This window comes from Stenotrophomonas sp. 80084_Sma (assembly GCF_056481995.1).
In genome coordinates this window covers 518,695-534,636 of record NZ_CM151177.1, presented here as the reverse complement: position 1 = coordinate 534,636, position 15,942 = coordinate 518,695, and the positions used below count along the sequence as shown (strand labels likewise).

The following is a 15,942-nucleotide window of genomic DNA, read 5'->3' as shown; positions in this document are numbered from 1 at the left end:
CGATGGCCGGGTCACGCCGTTCCGGGCGTGACGGGGTGCGTCAAAGCGTGGGGGACGTCATTGGGAGCGGTGTTTCGTACATTCGCAGAAGTCGTTGCTTGGCCAGCAGCTTCTCGCGCTTCATGCGACCCAGGGTGACATCATCGATCGGGAGTACACCCAACTCCGCGTCCATGCACTTCTTGTTCAACTTGCGGTGCTGGTCATGGAGTGCCCTGAACTCCGGATCACGCGCGCGACGGGCGTCGATCTCGCTCTGGGGCTGATCTTCAAACATGATGGACCTCCTTCGACAGATACACGAACGCCCCGGCCGCAAGGCACGGGGCGTTGTTCATGGAGGAGCGCCGGTCGATGGCCACCTGGACGCCTGCAACGACCTGCGGCACTGGCCTGCGCACGTCGATCTGCTGCGGTTCGCGCCCTGTTTGCATCGGCCCGGCCCTCCCATCGTCCGGTCCGCGGCATTGCGTCCCGGACGATTGACCCTACGCCTGCTCAAGGCGGGGTACAAGACCCCTGCGGCAAAAAGACCGAACCCCGCGGGGGCGGGGTTCAGGCTGAATGCTCATCGCAACGAAAAACAAACAATATCAAGCAATTACGGGGCGATGATGACCTCGGCCGAGCGTGCCCGGGTGGACGCGGCCTTCTTGCCACTGAGCTGGATCCGGTTGCTGGCGACACCGCCCGCGACCAGGGCGTCGCGCAGCGCTTCGGCGCGCTTCTGACCGACCCCGTTGGCGCTGTCATAGGCCTCGATGCGCAGGCGGCCCTTCTTGCCGATGTTCAGGTACTCGGCCAGCGCCTTGGCCTGGTTGCGGGCCCCACCGGACAGGCTGGAGGCGCCAGCGGCAAATGCGTCACCATTGAAGGTGAAGACTTCGCCACGGCCATCGAACTTCGAGCCCGGCAACTTCTGCCCGGATACCAGCTCGGCTTCCTCGCGGGCCAGCTTGGCGGCGTTCTGCTGGGCGGCGCTGAGGCGCTGCTGCTGCTTGCCGGCGACGCTGGTCAGGGCGTTCTCGGCGTCCTGGCGGGCCAGGGTTTCGGCCTCGGCGGCCTGGCGCAGGCGCTCCGCCTCCTCGGCCTGCATCTGCGCCTGCATTCTCAGCTGCTCGGCTTCCTGGCGGGCGCGGGCGGCATCGCGGCGGCTGGCCTCGATCAGCAGGTCGCTGCGGGTGCGCTCCAGGCGGTCGACCTCGCGCGCGGCCAGTGCGGCACGCACGGCAGTCTCGGCGATCTCCACCCGGCGCTCGGCCAGGTAGGTGGCCAGCTCCTGGTCGCGGCGCTTGGCCTTGTCCAGGGTGGCGATGGCCTGCTGGGCCTGCATGCGCTCGAAGGCGCCCAGCTCAGCCGTGTCGGGATTGGCCTGGATGGCCATCAGACGCTGGCTCAGCTGCGCCACCATCGGGTTGTCGGCGGCCAAGGCCAGGGTCGGCAGCGCCAGCAGCGCAGCCAGGGTTGCGGCAGTCATCGGCTTCACCGGCGGTCCTCCCCGGTCGACAGCTGGCGTTGCAGCTGGTTGACCTCGTTGCGGCGCAGTTGCAGCTGCGCGGTGACGGTGGCTTCCTCGCTGCGGGCGCGGGCCAGGTCGGCATCGGCAGCGGCGCGCAGGGCGATCGCCGGGGCGTTCTTGCGCTCGCGGCGGTCGCCGGCAGCACGCTGGGCCTGTTCCAGCCCCTGCCGGGCCAGCCCGATCAGGTCCGGGGCGTACTGGTCGGCGTCGGCCTGGGTGGCCTTGTCGACCGCCTGCCGGGCCTGGGCCAGTTCCAGTGCGCCGTCCTGCGCCCAGGCGGGGGCAGACAGTGCGAATGCAAACGCCATCACATACAGGCCATGGCGCATTCGTGCGAAGCTAAGTCGTTTCATTGGGGAGGCCGTACCGGTTGTCGGTTCACGGCCATTGTCGTCAAGCCGACACCGTGCTGGCAACGGGCGTCGGCCGTTTCGTTGGGGAAAATTCGCAATGGATATCGGCTACTTCCTGAAGCTGATGACCGAAAAGAACGCTTCGGACATGTTCCTGACCACCGGAGCACCGGTCTACATCAAGATCGAGGGGAAGCTTTATCCGCTGGGCAACACCGGCCTGCCGCCGGGCATGGTCAAGAAGATCGCCTACTCGCTGATGGACGAAGGCCAGGTGCCGCAGTTCGAGCGCGAGCTGGAGCTCAACATGGCCATCGCCCTGCCCGATGCCGGGCGCTTCCGCGTCAACGTGTTCAAGCAGCGCGGCGAAGTGGGCATGGTCATCCGCGCCATCCGCAGCCGCATCCCGAGCATCGAGGAGCTGAACCTGCCGCAGGTGCTGAAGGACGTCATCATGACCCCGCGCGGGCTGGTGCTGGTGGTGGGGTCCACCGGTTCCGGCAAGTCCACCTCGCTGGCGTCGATGATCGACCACCGCAACAGCACCACCACCGGTCACATCCTCACCATCGAGGACCCGATCGAGTACCTGCACAAGCACAAGATGTCGATCGTCAACCAGCGCGAGGTCGGGCTGGACACCCATGCCTTCCACAACGCGCTGAAGAACGCGATGCGTGAAGCGCCGGACGTGATCTTGATCGGCGAGATCCTGGATGCGGAAACGATGGAGGCGGCGATCGCCTTCGCCGAAACCGGCCACCTGTGCCTGGCCACCCTGCACTCCAACAACGCCGACCAGACCATCGAGCGCATCCTCAACTTCTTCCCGGAAAGCGCGCACAAGAACGTGCTGATGAACCTGGCGCTGAACCTGCGTGCGGTGATCAGCCAGCGCCTGGTGAAGAACAAGGAGGGCCGTCGCCTGCCGGCCACCGAGGTGCTGATCAACACGCCGATGATCCGTGACCTGCTGCGTCGCGGCCAGGTGCACGAGATCAAGGCGGCGATGGAAGGCTCGCTGGAGGAAGGCATGGAGAGTTTCGACCAGTGCCTGTTCCGTCTGGCCAAGGCCGGCATCATCGAGCAGGAGGAAGCGCTGCGCGCGGCCGACTCGCGCGATGGCCTGGCCCTGAAGTTCCGCCTGTCCGAGGGCAGCAGCGGCGAGCACGACCCGTACGCGGATTTCTCGGCCGGCGCACCCAGCATCACCCACGGCTTCTAGAAAAAAGGGGACGGAGGGAATTAAGTCGTAAATGCACTTACGACTTGATTCCCTCCGTCCCCTTTTTCTGAAGAGTTCAGGAGGTGTCTCATCCGATGAGACCTCCTGTCCGTAGGTTTCCTCAATGGAAACCATCCGCAAGCTGGCCATCCTGGCCGATGCCGCCAAGTACGATGCGTCCTGCGCCTCCAGCGGCTCGGGGAAGCGCGACTCGCGTGCCAGCGGCGGCATCGGAAGCACCGAGGGCATGGGCATCTGCCACAGCTATACGCCGGATGGCCGCTGCGTATCGCTGCTGAAGATCCTGCTGACCAACTTCTGCGTCTACGACTGCGCCTATTGCGTGAACCGCGTTTCCAGCAACGTGGCCCGCGCGCGTTTCAGCGTGGACGAGGTAGTCACGCTCACCCTGGATTTCTACAAGCGCAACTACATCGAAGGGCTGTTCCTCTCCAGCGGCATCATCCGCAATGCGGACTACACGATGGAGCAGATGGTGGAGGTCGCCCGGCGGCTGCGCGAGGAGCACCGCTTTGCCGGCTACATCCACCTCAAGACGATTCCCGAAGCCTCGCCCGAGCTGCAGGCCAGTGCCGGGCGCCACGCCGACCGCCTGTCGATCAACGTGGAGCTGCCCACCGAGGCCGGCCTGACCACACTGGCGCCGGAAAAGACCGTTCATTCGATCCGCGGCGCGATGGGCGAACTGCGCTGGCGCATCGAGGAAGCGCAGGAGGCACGCAAGGCCGCGCCCGCGCTGGCGCCGGCCGTCACCCGCAGCGCGCGGCCGAAGCCGCCCCGTTTCGCGCCGGCAGGCCAGAGCACGCAGATGATCGTGGGTGCCGATGGCGCCAGTGACCAGCAGATCCTGACCAGCGCCGACAGCCTGTACGGCAACTACCGCATGCGCCGGGTCTACTACTCCGCGTTCAGCCCGATTCCCGATGCCAGCCGCCAGCTGCCATTGCAGCCTCCGCCGCTGCAGCGCGAGCACCGGCTGTACCAGGCCGACTGGCTGTTGCGCTTCTATGGCTACGGCGTGAACGAGATCACCGACACCACGCAGGGCGGAATGCTCGATCTGGATATCGATCCGAAGATGGCCTGGGCGATCCGCCATCCCGAACGCTTTCCGGTCGATCTGAACCGCGCGCCGAAGGAAATGCTGCTGCGGGTGCCCGGCCTGGGCGTGCGCAATGCAAAGCGCGTGCTGATGGCGCGCCGTCATGGGCGCCTGCGCGTAGCCGACATCGCCCGCCTGAAGGCGCCGATGAGCAAGCTGCTGCCGTTCGTGCTGCTGGCCGACCATCATCCGCGCAAGGCGCTGTATGATCCGGCCGCGCTGCGCGCGCAGCTGGCCCCGCCTCCGCGCCAGGGATCGCTGTTCGATGCACCGCCGGCAGCCTGACGCGCAGCGCTGGTCGCAGCGGGTGGACCCGGCCTGGTCACTGCAGGCCTGGCGCGACGGCGCGCGTGATGCGTTGCTGCGCGGCGTGCCACCCGAGCAGCTGGACTGGCTCGAAGGCAGCGAAGCGTCGCTGCTGGATGCGCCGCCGGTGCAGCAGGCAGTGGTGCCGGCAGGTGCAACTGCTCCCAACGTCCCGCGCGAATTCCTCGACCTGGCCGCCACCTGCCTGTGCCATAGCGAGCCGCAGCGCCTGTCACTGCTGTATCGGCTGCTGTGGCGGATCACCCATGGCGAACGTGCGGTACTGACCAACCCCGCCGATGCCGATGTGCTGCGTGCGATGGCACTGGCCCAGGCCGTCCGCCGCGACACGCACAAGATGAAGGCGTTCGTCCGTTTCCGCGAGGTACCCGGCCAGCCCGAGGCGTTCATCGCGTGGTTCGAACCCCAGCACCACATTGTCGATCGGGTGGCACCGTTCTTCGCGCGCCGTTTCACCGGCATGCGCTGGGCCATCCTGACGCCCTCGCGCAGCGTCGCGTGGGATGGGCAGGCGCTTGCCTTTGGCCGAGGGGCACGGCGTGAGGACGCCCCGGCCGAGGACGCCCGCGAGGCCCTGTGGCAGACCTACTACGCCAACATCTTCAATCCGGCCCGGCTCAATACGCGGATGATGATGCAGGAGATGCCGGCCAAGTACTGGCGGCACCTGCCGGAGGCGCAGTTGCTGCCGCGCCTGGTGCGCGATGCAGGCGATCGCGTGCAGGAAATGCATGATCGCCCCGCGCAGCCTCCGCAGCGCAGGATTCCCCTGCGTGAAGACGCGGCGATATCGGCCACCGATACCCGCAGCCTGCAGAATCTGCGGCAACAGGCCAGCGCCTGCCGCCAGTGCCCACTGTGGGAGAACACCACGCAGACCGTGTTCGGCCAGGGGCCGGCCAATGCCGGCGTGATGCTGGTGGGGGAACAGCCTGGCGATACCGAGGATCTGCGTGGCCAGCCCTTCGCCGGCCCGGCCGGGCAACTGCTGGACCGCGCACTGGCCGAGCTGGGCATCGATCGCGCCACGCTGTACCTGACCAACGCGGTGAAGCACTTCCACCATGAGCGCCGCGGCAAGATCCGGCTGCACAAGCGTCCGGAAAGCCGCCACATCCAGGCCTGCCGGCCGTGGCTGATGGGCGAGATCGCGCGGGTGCGGCCACGGGTCATCGTCTGCCTGGGCGCAACCGCGGCAGCCTCGGTACTTGGCCGTGACTTCAATCTGTCGCGCGACCGTGGACGCTGGCACACACTGGAGGATGGCACCCGCGGCTACGCCACCGTGCACCCGGCGTGGGTGCTGCGGCAAGGCGATGACGTACGCCGCGAGAAGGCCTATCGCCTGTTCCGCGATGACCTGGCCCGGCTGCTGCAGAAAGGGGACGGAGGGGATTAAGTCGTTTGTGCCACAGACGACTTAGTCCCTCGTCCCCTCTACTTTCAGGCGGCGTCGGGCTGGTTTTCCGGGCGGGCGCGGTCGAAGGCGTCCAGCGCCTGGCAGGCGGCTTCGATGCGGCGCAGGGTCGGGTACGGCGTCAGGTCCAGGCCGAAGCGGTGGGCGTTGTACAGCTGCGGCAGCAGGCAGAGGTCGGCCAGGCCGGGGCGGTCGCCGTGGCAGAAGGTGCCGGTGTCGCGACTGCTGGCCAGCATCGCTTCCATGGCATCGAAGCCTTCGGCGATCCAGTGCAGGGTCCACTGCGTGCGGGCATCGGCTGGCAGCTGCAGGCTGCGCTCCAGGTACTGCATCACCCGCAGGTTGTTGATCGGATGGATATCGCAGGCCACCAGCTGGGCCAGCGCACGCACCCGCGCGCGGCCGGCGGCGTCGGCCGGCAGCAGCGGCACCTGCGGGAAGTGCTCGTCCAGATACTCGACGATCGCCAACGACTGGGTCAGCGTGTGCCCGTCATGCAGCAGGGTGGGCACCAGCTGCTGCGGATTCAGCGCGCGATAGGCGTCGAGGTGCTGCTCGCCGCCCTCGCGCACCAGGTGCACCGGCCGTGCGTCCCAGGCCAGGCCCTTCAGCTCGAGCGCGATGCGCACGCGGTAGGCGGCGCTGGATCGCCAGTAGGTGTACAGCGCGATGCCGTCGTCGACCAGGATCTCCATTGCCGCCTCCATGCTCAGGGCTTGGCCGCCTGCTCGATGCGCTGCTCGATCGCACCGAAGATGCTGTTGCCAGCGGCATCGAGCATCTCGATACGGACCACGTCACCGAAGGACATGAACGGCGTGCTCGGCTTGCCATCGCGCAGGGTCTCGACCACGCGCTGCTCGGCAAAGCACGAGGCGCCCTTGCTGGTGTCCTCGTTGGCGATGGTGCCGGAGCCGACGATGGTGCCGGCGCCGAGCGGACGGGTCTTGGCCGCATGCGCGACCAGCTGGGCGAAGTTGAACTGCATGTCCACGCCCGCTTCCGGCGCGCCGAACCACGTCCCGTTGATATGGGTCAGCAGCGGCAGGTGCACCTTGCTGTCCTGCCAGGCGGCGCCCAGCTCGTCGGGGGTGACGAACACCGGCGACAGCGCCGAGCGCGGCTTGGATTGCAGGAAGCCGAAGCCCTTGGCCAGTTCGCCCGGAATCAGGTTGCGCAGCGAGACGTCGTTGACCAGTCCGACCAGCTGGATGTGGCCCGCCGCCTGTTCCGGCGTTGCAGCCATCGGCACGTCGTCGGTGATGACCACGATCTCCGCTTCCAGGTCGATGCCGTAGTCCTCGCTGACCACCTTGACCGCATCACGCGGGCCGTAGAAGCCTGCGCTGGTGGCCTGGTACATCAGCGGATCGGTGTAGAAGCTCTCCGGCACCTCGGCGCCACGGGCACGGCGCACGCGCTCGACATGCGGCAGGTAGGCGCTGCCGTCGACGAATTCATAGGCGCGCGGCATCGGCGCGGCCAGCGCCTGCGGATCGAGGTCGAACACGCCATCGGCGTCGCCGGCGTTGAGCGATTCGTACAGGGCGTTCAGGCGCGGCGCGATGTGGCTCCAGTCCTCCAGGGCCTGCTGCAGGGTGGCGGCAATGCCGGTGGCGCGCACGCCGTGGCGCAGGTCACGCGAGACGACGATCAGGGTGCCGTCGCGGCCGCCTTCCTTCAAAGAACCAAGCTTCATGGGTGGGTGTCCGGAGTCGTGGGCAAACAAGTTTCAAGTGTAATCAAATCTGCGGCGGCGCCAAGCTGCAGCGCCGCATCGGCCCACCCTACCGCAGTGGGGGGTTCGGCAGGGCTTGCAGCCCTGCACCTGCTTCAAGCCAGGGCAACGTCAACAGCAACAGCCGGCTCTGGGTTGTCTGTGAGCTGGGCGGGACGGTGTGGGTGGGCAGGACACGCCGTAAACCCATCCCTGGGGGCTCGATGGCGCCATCCATGGCGCCAACGGTCCTGCCCACCCACACCGCCCCGCCCCCGCCAATTTCCCGATGACGGATCGAACATCCACATCGTTCGTCGTCGAAATCCGTCAGATATCGAAATTGATCGAATGAGATTCGACAGATCGCGGAAGACTCTCGAAGGCGGGGTGGGTCCGGTTGCGGGGGCGTGAGCCGCATGGATGCGGCGACCGAGCTTACATGGACGTACTTGCAGCGCCCCCCGCAACCGGACCCACCCCGCATCCCTCAGGAAACCGGCTTTTGACGTTGACGTTGACGTTGCTTCGGCCTCTGCGGGTGCAGGGCGCAGCCCTGCAGAGAGCCCCCTACCTGAACAGGCCTTTTTGCGTGAAGTCTCAAACATCGTTTAGACTTGCAGGGTCTGCAGCGGCCGTCCGTTTCCCTCCGGGACCGCCGGCGACCAGGGTCCGCCCTCTTCGCCCGCCCCCACTCCGACGCCGTTCGTCACGCATTCCAGCCTGCGCTTCGTGCCGGCTGCACCCAATTCTCGCAGCGCGGTTCACGGGAACGCTCCGAGTCAGCCGATCAGTTTGATCTGCCCCCGTCTGTCCAGTCGGACAGGCGTTTCTTGTACTTGGAGCAATCTCAATGTCTTTTGAATCGCTGGGCCTGGCGCCCTTCCTGCTGCGTGCGCTTGCCGAGCAGGGCTACGAAAACCCGACCCCGATCCAGCAGCAGGCGATCCCGCTGGCGCTGGCCGGCCGCGACCTGCTGGCCGGTGCACAGACCGGTACCGGCAAGACCGCTGCCTTTGGCCTGCCGCTGCTGCAGCACCTGGGCACCGCCTCGCAGGAAGTCCGCAGTGGCCCGCGCAAGCCGCGCGCGCTGATCCTGGCCCCGACCCGCGAGCTGGCCACCCAGGTGCATGACAGCCTGCGCGGCTACAGCAAGTACCTGCGCATTCCCAGCGCCTGCATCTACGGTGGCGTCGGCATGGGCAACCAGCTGGACATCCTGCGCCGTGGCGTGGACCTGCTGGTGGCCTGCCCGGGCCGCCTGATCGACCACCTGGAGCGTCGCAGCATCGACCTGTCCGGCATTGAACTGCTGGTGCTGGACGAAGCCGACCGCATGCTCGACATGGGCTTCCTGCCGTCGATCAAGCGCATCCTGGCCAAGCTGCCGAAGCAGAACCGCCAGACCCTGCTGTTCTCGGCCACTTTCGAGGACAACATCCGCCAGCTGGCGCTGGAGTTCATGCGCAACCCGGAACAGATCCAGGTGACGCCGAAGAACACCGTGGCCGAAACCATCACCCACCGCGTGCACCCGGTCGATGCCGGTCGCAAGCGTGACCTGCTGCTGCACCTGCTGGCGCAGGACAGCCGCGAGCAGACCCTGGTGTTCGCCCGCACCAAGCACGGCAGCGACAAGCTGGCCACGTTCCTGGAAAAGTCGGGCATCAAGACCGCGGCGATCCATGGCAACAAGAGCCAGGGCCAGCGCCTGCGTGCGCTGGGCGACTTCAAGGCCGGCCGCGTGACCGTGCTGGTGGCCACCGACATCGCCGCGCGCGGCATCGACATCAACGAGCTGCCGAAGGTGATCAACTTCGACCTGCCGATGGTGGCCGAAGATTACGTGCACCGCATCGGCCGCACCGGCCGCAACGGCGCGACCGGCCAGGCGATCTCGCTGGTGGCGCAGGATGAAGTGAAGCTGCTGCGCGCGATCGTGCGCCTGCTGGGCCGCGACATGGACATCCGCGATGTGCCGGGCTTCGAGCTGCAGACGCCGATCCGCTGGGGCAACAGTGCGCCGGGCAAAGCCGAGCACGATACCGGCGAGCGCGCACCGCGCAAGAGCCACGCGCGCCGTCCGCACGGCGATGCGCCGCGCCATGCGCATGCGGGCCCGAAGAAGGCCGGTGGTGGCCGTCGCGAGGGCGGTGGCAATGGCCAGCAGCGTGCAGGTGCCGGTCAGGGCCAGCGTCGTGGCGGTGGCGGCAATGGTGGCGGCCGTGGCCGCGGCCAGGGTGGCAACGGCGGCGGTCGCGCCGGCTGATTCCAGCTGACATGGAGGGTGCTTCCCGCTGCGCGGGGGCTATCGAGGGACGGCGCTGACGCGCCGTCCTTTTTTGTTGCGGGCTACCGGGTGATAAAGCACGCGGTGGCAGTACCGAGGGCGAATGGGCATGGGGGCAGCGCAGAACACGCTGTAAATACGTCCATGTAAGCTCGATGGCGCCATCCATGGCGCCAACGGTTCTGCGCTGCCCCCATGCCCATCCGCTTCAAGCATTGCCTGCGCCTTCTTCTCCCGCCGGGTAGCCGGGAGAAGAAAGATCAAATTCAAATTCAAATTCAAATTCAAATTCAAATTCAAAGGCAAAAGCCGAAGTCGCAATTCCTGGCTTTGCTTTTGCTTTTGCTTTTGCCCTTGCTCCTGCCTTGGGGTTCGATGCATCCGCGCCCGCAGGAAACCGTCGAGGGGAGGCCGGGTGGGCTGCGCAGGACCGTTGGCGCCATGGATGGCGCCATCGAGCCCCCAAGGACGGGTTTACGGCGTGTCCTGCGCGGCCCGCCCGGCCTCCCCCACACGCATCAATCAAGGCGCGCAAAGCCTCAACCCCGCGCTTTACTCGGATTCACCAGATTCCCGAAGAAGACCGCGTTGATCAGCAGTCGATCCGTCCCGTGCCAGTACTTGCGATGCGCCGGATCATCGGCGAACAGCACCACGTTGCCCTGCCCTTGCGCCGACACCAGCAGCCACGCGCTGCCTGCCACCCGCGCGCGGTTGCGCTCGGACAGATATCCATTCACCCGCGGCGGCGTGTCGATGCGCACCACCGTCGAGAACGGGTTCGTGCTCGGCTGCAGCGTTACCGTGTTCTCCTTGTTGATCGCCAGCTGCCGGCGCGGCACACCGAACGCCAGCGGATGACTGGTATCAACATCGGCACTGAGGATGTTGCCGCTGACCCGCTCGATCGCTGCGATGTCGCGCTGATCGCCGAACGCGCGGCGGCTTTCGTCAGCTGCGTCTTCTTCCTTGCCGAGCTTCTCGCCGTCGGCCAGCTTCTGTTCGATCGCCCATTTCGAGGCACTGCCGTAGGTCACCAACGAACCACCGGCCTGCACCCAGCGCTTCAGTGCAGCCACCGCCGTGGCATCGACGCCGGCATAGGTTCCGCCGGACAACACGATGGTGGTGTAACGGTCCAGCGGTACTTTGCCCAGCTGCTGCGGATCCAGCTTGCTGGCCGGCAACCGCAGCTGCTGGTCCAACAGGAACCACGCCGATCCGATTTCGGTGGCGGCCACGCCCTCGCCCATCACCAGTGCCACCGAGGGCTTGCGCAGCGCTTTGACGCCGTCACTGCCGAGGTCGATGCCTTCGCGGCTGCGGCCACTGGACAGCGCGTGCACCTGCACACCTGCCTCGCGTGCGGCGGACGTCACTGCCTCAAGCAACGCCGTGCCCTGCAGTGGTTGCCCGGCCACCGGAATCACCAGGCTGCCGGCGGCGAAGCTGACCTCGCCCTGCGCCGTCGCGGTGGTGAACGGCTGGAATGCCGCGCGTGCATTCACGCCCTTGCCCTGCAGCGCGGCCAGCGCGCGCCCGGCATTGTAGTCGCGCCAGTCGATCGCGTAGGCGAATCCTGCCTGGCCGCCCAGCAGGGTGCCCTGCTCCGCGGGCAGCGCCGCCACGCGTGCGCCGCCGTCGATGCAGCTGCGGCTACCGGCGAAGGCCACGCCGTAGGCCGGTGCGATCGCGTAGCTGGTGCTGCCGTAGAACACATCGCCCTTGATCGGCGGCGTCTCGGCAAAGATCGAATGCACCAGGCGGAACTGCGCCTGCTGCACCGGCACCACGTAGGCGCTGCCGGCATCGAAGCGCTGGCCATCGACACTGACGTCACGATCCAGCGCGCGCACCTCGATGCGATGCAGCAGCAACAGTTCCAGCAGGCGCCGGGTCAGTGCCGGATCATGCGCATCGCCGAACACAAAGCTCTTCACCGGCTGCTGTGCGGCCTGCTTCAGCGCGCTCTGGAAGAACTGCTTCTGCAGGTCGAACAGGCCGCTGCGCTCGGTCACTGCACCCCGCACCGTGCCCAGCCCGGTAGCCACCTGGTTGCGGATGGTGAACGGGAAGGTCAGCAGGCCGTTCACTGATTCCTGCACGCGGCCGCGCGAACTGGCCTGTTCAACGGTGACGCCCACTGCACCATGGAAGTCCGGATAGGTGGAGCCGTAGACCGGCGAGAAGTTGTCGAAATTCTCGCCGGTGTAGTACAGCGACCCCAATGCATCCAAGGCTTGCGCGTGGTACTTGGCCAGGGTCTTGTTGAACTCGTACGACGCCGGCGGAATCAGCGGGCTGTGCATGCTCTTCGGCGACGGTTCGAAGTAGTAGGTGCTGTCCTTGCCCATCTCGTGGAAATCGATCTGCACGTTCGGGTACCACTGGTGGAACACCTCCACCTTCGGCCGCGAGTCCTGCTGGGTCAGGGCCAGCCAGTCGCGGTTGAGATCGGTGAAGTAGTGGTTGGTGCGGCCCTGCGGGAACGGCTCGACGTGTTCCTTGTCGGCCGGGTCGGCCGAAGCCGGATCGGAGGCCCAGGCGTTGTGCCAGTTGGCGGCACGATCACGGCCATCCGGATTCTGTGCCGGGTCGAACAGCACCACCGCCTGCTGCAGCCACTGCTGGGTTTCGGCACTGCGGTTGGCCACCAGGTAGTACGCCGTCAGCATCGCCGCTTCGGCACTGGAGGTCTCGTTGCCATGCACGCTGTAGCCCAGCCACACCACCACCGGGCTGTCACCGGCCGCGCTGCGCGGCTGCGCCGGGTCGACCAGGGTGGCGTGCTGCTGGCGGATCTGTTCGATGCGCGCCTGGTTGTCGGCGGCGGTGATGGTGGCGATCAGCAGCGGCCGGCCTTCGTAGCTGCGGCCGATCTCCTGCACGCGGATCTTGTCCGAGTGCTTCGCCAGTTCCTGGAAATAGGCCACCAGCTGGTCATGGCGGGTGTAGCGGCTGCCGATCGGGTAGCCAAGGAACTGCTCGGGGCTGGGAATGGCGGCATCGAACGCGGCAGCGTCGGTGGCCTGCGGGAAGAAGTACGCACTCTGGGCCTGCGCCGGCAGTGGCGAGGACAGGACGGTGGCGGCGGCAAGCAGCAGCCGAAGAACGGCACGGCGGTGGAAGGACACGGTGACTCCCCAGGAAACAGGACAGCGGCAACGCGGCCGGCCACGGGTTGTGGCCGGCCGTGGCGATGGCATCAGAAGCGGTAATCGAAGCCGAGGGTGAAGTAGCGGCCACGCAGGTCGTACTGGCTGAAGTCGTACGGCGCGCGGATGCCCGGGAACGAGGCGTCGTACGGCGGCGTCCTGTCAGCCAGGTTCTGCACCTTGGCGTACACGGTCAGCTTGTCGATGCCGGCATAGGCCAGGTACAGATCAAACTGGTTGTACGCATCGATGCGGTCCTGCACGGCAGCGGCGGCGGTGCTGGCCTTCTGGTCGTAACCGCTGGTGTAGTACCAGGTAACGGCTGCGGTGAAGTCGCGGAAGGTCCAGTCCAGCGTGGTGGTCGCCTTGTTCTTCGGCAGCGTGGCGCCGAGGTTGCTGCCGGCGTAGTCCACCAGCGGACCACCAACCACGGTCGGGCGACGGTAGTCACGCACGTGGGTGTAGGCCGAGGACAGGGTGAAATCGCCCAGCGCGGCGGTCGGGATGCGCTGGCGCAGTTCGACGTCGATGCCCGAGGTCTTCAACTCGCTCAGGTTCTGGTAGCGGTTGTAGACCGCCTGCAGCTTGCCGCGCTCATCGCGCTGCACGGCGCCGGCCACGTTGTCGTTGACCAGGGTCTGGGTGTTGTTGGTGCCGACCAGGTTGTCCAGCTGGATGCGGTAGTAGTCCACGCTCAGGTTGGTGTTGGCCCACGGCGACAGCACCACGCCGAAGTTCACGCTTTTGGTGCGCTCGGGCTTCAGTTCGTTGTTGCCGACGGTGAAGAAGGTGGGGTTCTGACGCGAGCCCGGCACGTCCGGGTCACGCGGATCGACCACGCTGCCGTAGGCGATGCTGGTGCTGTTGGAGTTCTCCGACAGCGACGGCGCACGGAAGCCCTTCGAGGCGGAGGCACGCACCAGCAGGAAGTCGAGCGGCTGCCAGCGCAGGCCGATCTTCGGCGAGAACGCATCGCCGAAATCATCGTAGTGATCGGCGCGCGCGGCAGCGGACAGCTCCAGCGTCGATGCCAGCGGCACGTTCACTTCGGCGTAGGCCGCACTGACCTGGCGCTTGCCGTGCACTTCGGCGATGGCCGGGCGCACCTGCAGGCCGGCGTCGATCTGCCACGGGTTGTTGGAATCGAGCTTCTCGCGGCGCCACTCGGCACCGGCGGCGAATCCGATCTCGCCGGCCCAGGTATGGCCGAGGCTGCCGGAAATCTTCGCATCGATGCCCTGCAGCTTGGACTCGGCCGGACGCAGCGTGGCGATGTTGATCGAGTCGCGCACCGACTGCGGCGTGGCGGCCGGGTTCAGCAGGTTGTAGCTGCCGGTGGCCAGCGCATCGGCCAGCGCCCAGCGGTTGGCGAAGCCACCGGAGACGCTCTCGCGCTCGCTGCTGCGCGCGCCGAACGCTGCGACTTCCCAGTCCCACTTCGCGGTGGTGCCACGCAGGCCGAACACGCCGCGGTAAGCGGTGGAGCGGTTGGTCTTGAGGGTGCCGCCCAGGTCGAAGAAGGTGTACTCGATCGGGATCGCACGGCCGTACGGGTTGTACGGATTGTTGGCCGGCAGCAGCGACGACACCGGCTCGGCCAGGCCACTGTCCGCGTTCAGTGCGAAGCGGCCGCTCTCCAGGGTGAAGAACGGGCTGCTGCCAAACCACGCGGTGCTCTTGATCTGGCTGTACAGCACTTCGCCGAAGGCTTCGACGTTGTCGTTCAGGCGGAAGGTACCGTTGGCATAGGCCTGGTAGCGCTTGGTCGAGGGAATCAGCGTGGTGAACGGCGCCTGGTTGAAGCCGCAGGTATCACCGGCCAGGCCGTCGATCGGCGCGCTGGCAACGCGGGTGGTACCGGTCGGGCAGTTACCGTTGGCATCGAGCATCGGCACCGACACGCCGTTGACCAGATAGCGCGCACCCTTGGCCGACCAGCCGTTCCAGCGGCCGCCGGGCTTGTCGGTGTAGATGCCGCTCTTTGTCAGGTTGCGTTCGTCCTGATCCAGGCGTTCGCGGTTGTAGCCCTGCAGGCTGAAGAGGATGTTGTAGCCGTCGGTATCGAGATCACCGAGGCCGCCGACGAACTTCAGGTTCTGCTCGTGCAGGCCGCCCTGGTCGGCGCCGCCGAAGCTGCCGCCGATCTCGGCGCCTTCGAAGTTCTGCCGGGTGATGATGTTGACCACACCGGCCACGGCGTCGGAGCCGTAGACCGCCGAGGCGCCATCCTTGAGCACTTCGATGCGTTCGACCGCGACCAGCGGCAACGCGTTGAGATCGACAAAGGTGTCGGACAGGCCACCGGCCGGGAAGCCGTAGTTGGCCAGGCGACGGCCGTTGAGCAGCACCAGCGTGTTCTTCTGCGACAGGCCACGCAGGCCGATGCCGGCCGAGCCGGAGGCCCAGCCGTTGTTGGTGGTTTCGTTGCTGGCGTTGCCGGTGTTGGCCGAGATCGAACGCAGCACATCGGCCACGGTGGCCTTGCCGGTCTGTTCCAGCTGCTGGCGGCCGATCACCTGCACCGGGTTGGAGGCCTCGGTATCGGTGCGCTTGATGTTGGAACCGGTGACGCGCACGGCAGCCAGGGTGCTGGCTTCGCCACTGGCGTCGGCGAAGGTTTCGGCGGCGGCGGACAAAGGCGCGGCCAGAGCGACGGCCAGGGCCGCCACGAGCAGGGTGTGCTTGGGCATGACGATGTGGGGGAGGTGGAAAGGGCGACGTAGTTCCGCAGTAGTCCATGCCTGGCCGAGGTCCGGCCAATAACATCTCTTCATACGGATATAAGTGAAACTATCATCTCTTCATCCGGATGAAAA

Annotated in this window: 11 protein-coding genes; 4 read left to right on the top strand and 7 right to left on the bottom strand. The window is 66.7% G+C overall.

Annotated features, from left to right (window positions below; all coding sequences use genetic code 11):
• Positions 1 to 40: 40 nt before the first annotated feature.
• The 3 genes from ACZK3W_RS02440 to ACZK3W_RS02430 form a co-directional block, all read right to left on the bottom strand.
• On the bottom strand, positions 41 to 277 hold the full coding sequence (locus ACZK3W_RS02440) for an HP1242/YdcH family protein (protein ID WP_004154075.1): 237 nt from the start codon (positions 275 to 277) through the stop codon (positions 41 to 43).
• Positions 278 to 601: 324 nt separating this feature from the next.
• Positions 602 to 1,486 (bottom strand): OmpA family protein, encoded by an 885-nt coding sequence (locus ACZK3W_RS02435; RefSeq protein WP_253143397.1) that lies wholly within the window; start codon positions 1,484 to 1,486, stop codon positions 602 to 604.
• Entirely contained in the window at positions 1,483 to 1,848 is a 366-nt protein-coding gene (locus ACZK3W_RS02430; RefSeq protein ID WP_049398394.1) for a DUF4398 domain-containing protein, read from the bottom strand. The genes ACZK3W_RS02435 and ACZK3W_RS02430 overlap by 4 nt, the downstream gene beginning before the upstream one ends.
• Positions 1,849 to 1,969: 121 nt before the next feature.
• Here ACZK3W_RS02430 and ACZK3W_RS02425 point away from each other — a divergent pair, with 121 nt between their 5' ends.
• The 3 genes from ACZK3W_RS02425 (at position 1,970) to ACZK3W_RS02415 (ending at position 5,946) form a co-directional block, all read left to right on the top strand.
• Positions 1,970 to 3,097: a PilT/PilU family type 4a pilus ATPase gene (locus ACZK3W_RS02425; RefSeq protein ID WP_014645840.1), complete on the top strand. Its 1,128-nt coding sequence runs from the start codon at positions 1,970 to 1,972 to the stop codon at positions 3,095 to 3,097.
• Between the two features lie 124 nt (positions 3,098 to 3,221).
• The gene (locus ACZK3W_RS02420) at positions 3,222 to 4,505 is read left to right on the top strand and encodes a putative DNA modification/repair radical SAM protein (RefSeq protein ID WP_478450396.1); all 1,284 of its coding nucleotides are present in this window, start codon (positions 3,222 to 3,224) and stop codon (positions 4,503 to 4,505) included.
• Positions 4,486 to 5,946, top strand: coding sequence for a UdgX family uracil-DNA binding protein (locus ACZK3W_RS02415; RefSeq protein ID WP_478450395.1), 1,461 nt, complete (start codon positions 4,486 to 4,488; stop codon positions 5,944 to 5,946). The genes ACZK3W_RS02420 and ACZK3W_RS02415 overlap by 20 nt, the downstream gene beginning before the upstream one ends.
• Positions 5,947 to 5,990: 44 nt before the next feature.
• Here ACZK3W_RS02415 and maiA read toward each other — a convergent pair whose 3' ends face one another.
• On the bottom strand, positions 5,991 to 6,659 hold the full coding sequence (gene maiA / locus ACZK3W_RS02410; protein ID WP_478450394.1) for a maleylacetoacetate isomerase: 669 nt from the start codon (positions 6,657 to 6,659) through the stop codon (positions 5,991 to 5,993).
• Positions 6,660 to 6,673: 14 nt separating this feature from the next.
• On the bottom strand, positions 6,674 to 7,663 hold the full coding sequence (locus tag ACZK3W_RS02405) for a fumarylacetoacetate hydrolase family protein (protein ID WP_049458252.1): 990 nt from the start codon (positions 7,661 to 7,663) through the stop codon (positions 6,674 to 6,676).
• Positions 7,664 to 8,534: 871 nt separating this feature from the next.
• Between ACZK3W_RS02405 and ACZK3W_RS02400 the strand changes: the two genes are divergently transcribed.
• Positions 8,535 to 9,950 carry a DEAD/DEAH box helicase gene (locus ACZK3W_RS02400; protein ID WP_049461652.1) on the top strand — a complete coding sequence of 472 codons (1,416 nt, stop codon included), beginning with the start codon at positions 8,535 to 8,537 and terminating at the stop codon, positions 9,948 to 9,950.
• A gap of 560 nt (positions 9,951 to 10,510) precedes the next feature.
• Here the strand turns inward: ACZK3W_RS02400 and ACZK3W_RS02395 are convergent.
• Both ACZK3W_RS02395 and ACZK3W_RS02390 read right to left on the bottom strand, forming a co-directional pair.
• A complete protein-coding gene (locus ACZK3W_RS02395) occupies positions 10,511 to 13,105 on the bottom strand; it encodes a M14 metallopeptidase family protein (RefSeq protein ID WP_478450393.1) in 2,595 nt (864 codons plus the stop codon).
• Between the two features lie 71 nt (positions 13,106 to 13,176).
• The gene (locus tag ACZK3W_RS02390; RefSeq protein ID WP_478450392.1) at positions 13,177 to 15,816 is read right to left on the bottom strand and encodes a TonB-dependent receptor; all 2,640 of its coding nucleotides are present in this window, start codon (positions 15,814 to 15,816) and stop codon (positions 13,177 to 13,179) included.
• Positions 15,817 to 15,942 lie beyond the last annotated feature (126 nt).

Excerpts from the sequence above, each read along its gene's own strand:
- ACZK3W_RS02440 (WP_004154075.1), bottom strand. The coding sequence starts at position 277 with ATGTTTGAAGATCAGCCCCAGAGCGAGATCGACGCCCGTCGCGCGCGT.
- ACZK3W_RS02430 (WP_049398394.1), bottom strand. The coding sequence starts at position 1,848 with ATGCGCCATGGCCTGTATGTGATGGCGTTTGCATTCGCACTGTCTGCC.
- ACZK3W_RS02425 (WP_014645840.1), top strand. The coding sequence starts at position 1,970 with ATGGATATCGGCTACTTCCTGAAGCTGATGACCGAAAAGAACGCTTCG.
- ACZK3W_RS02420 (WP_478450396.1), top strand. The coding sequence starts at position 3,222 with ATGGAAACCATCCGCAAGCTGGCCATCCTGGCCGATGCCGCCAAGTAC.
- ACZK3W_RS02415 (WP_478450395.1), top strand. The coding sequence starts at position 4,486 with ATGCACCGCCGGCAGCCTGACGCGCAGCGCTGGTCGCAGCGGGTGGAC.
- maiA (WP_478450394.1), bottom strand. The coding sequence starts at position 6,659 with ATGGAGATCCTGGTCGACGACGGCATCGCGCTGTACACCTACTGGCGA.
- ACZK3W_RS02405 (WP_049458252.1), bottom strand. The coding sequence starts at position 7,663 with ATGAAGCTTGGTTCTTTGAAGGAAGGCGGCCGCGACGGCACCCTGATC.
- ACZK3W_RS02400 (WP_049461652.1), top strand. The coding sequence starts at position 8,535 with ATGTCTTTTGAATCGCTGGGCCTGGCGCCCTTCCTGCTGCGTGCGCTT.
- ACZK3W_RS02390 (WP_478450392.1), bottom strand. The coding sequence starts at position 15,816 with ATGCCCAAGCACACCCTGCTCGTGGCGGCCCTGGCCGTCGCTCTGGCC.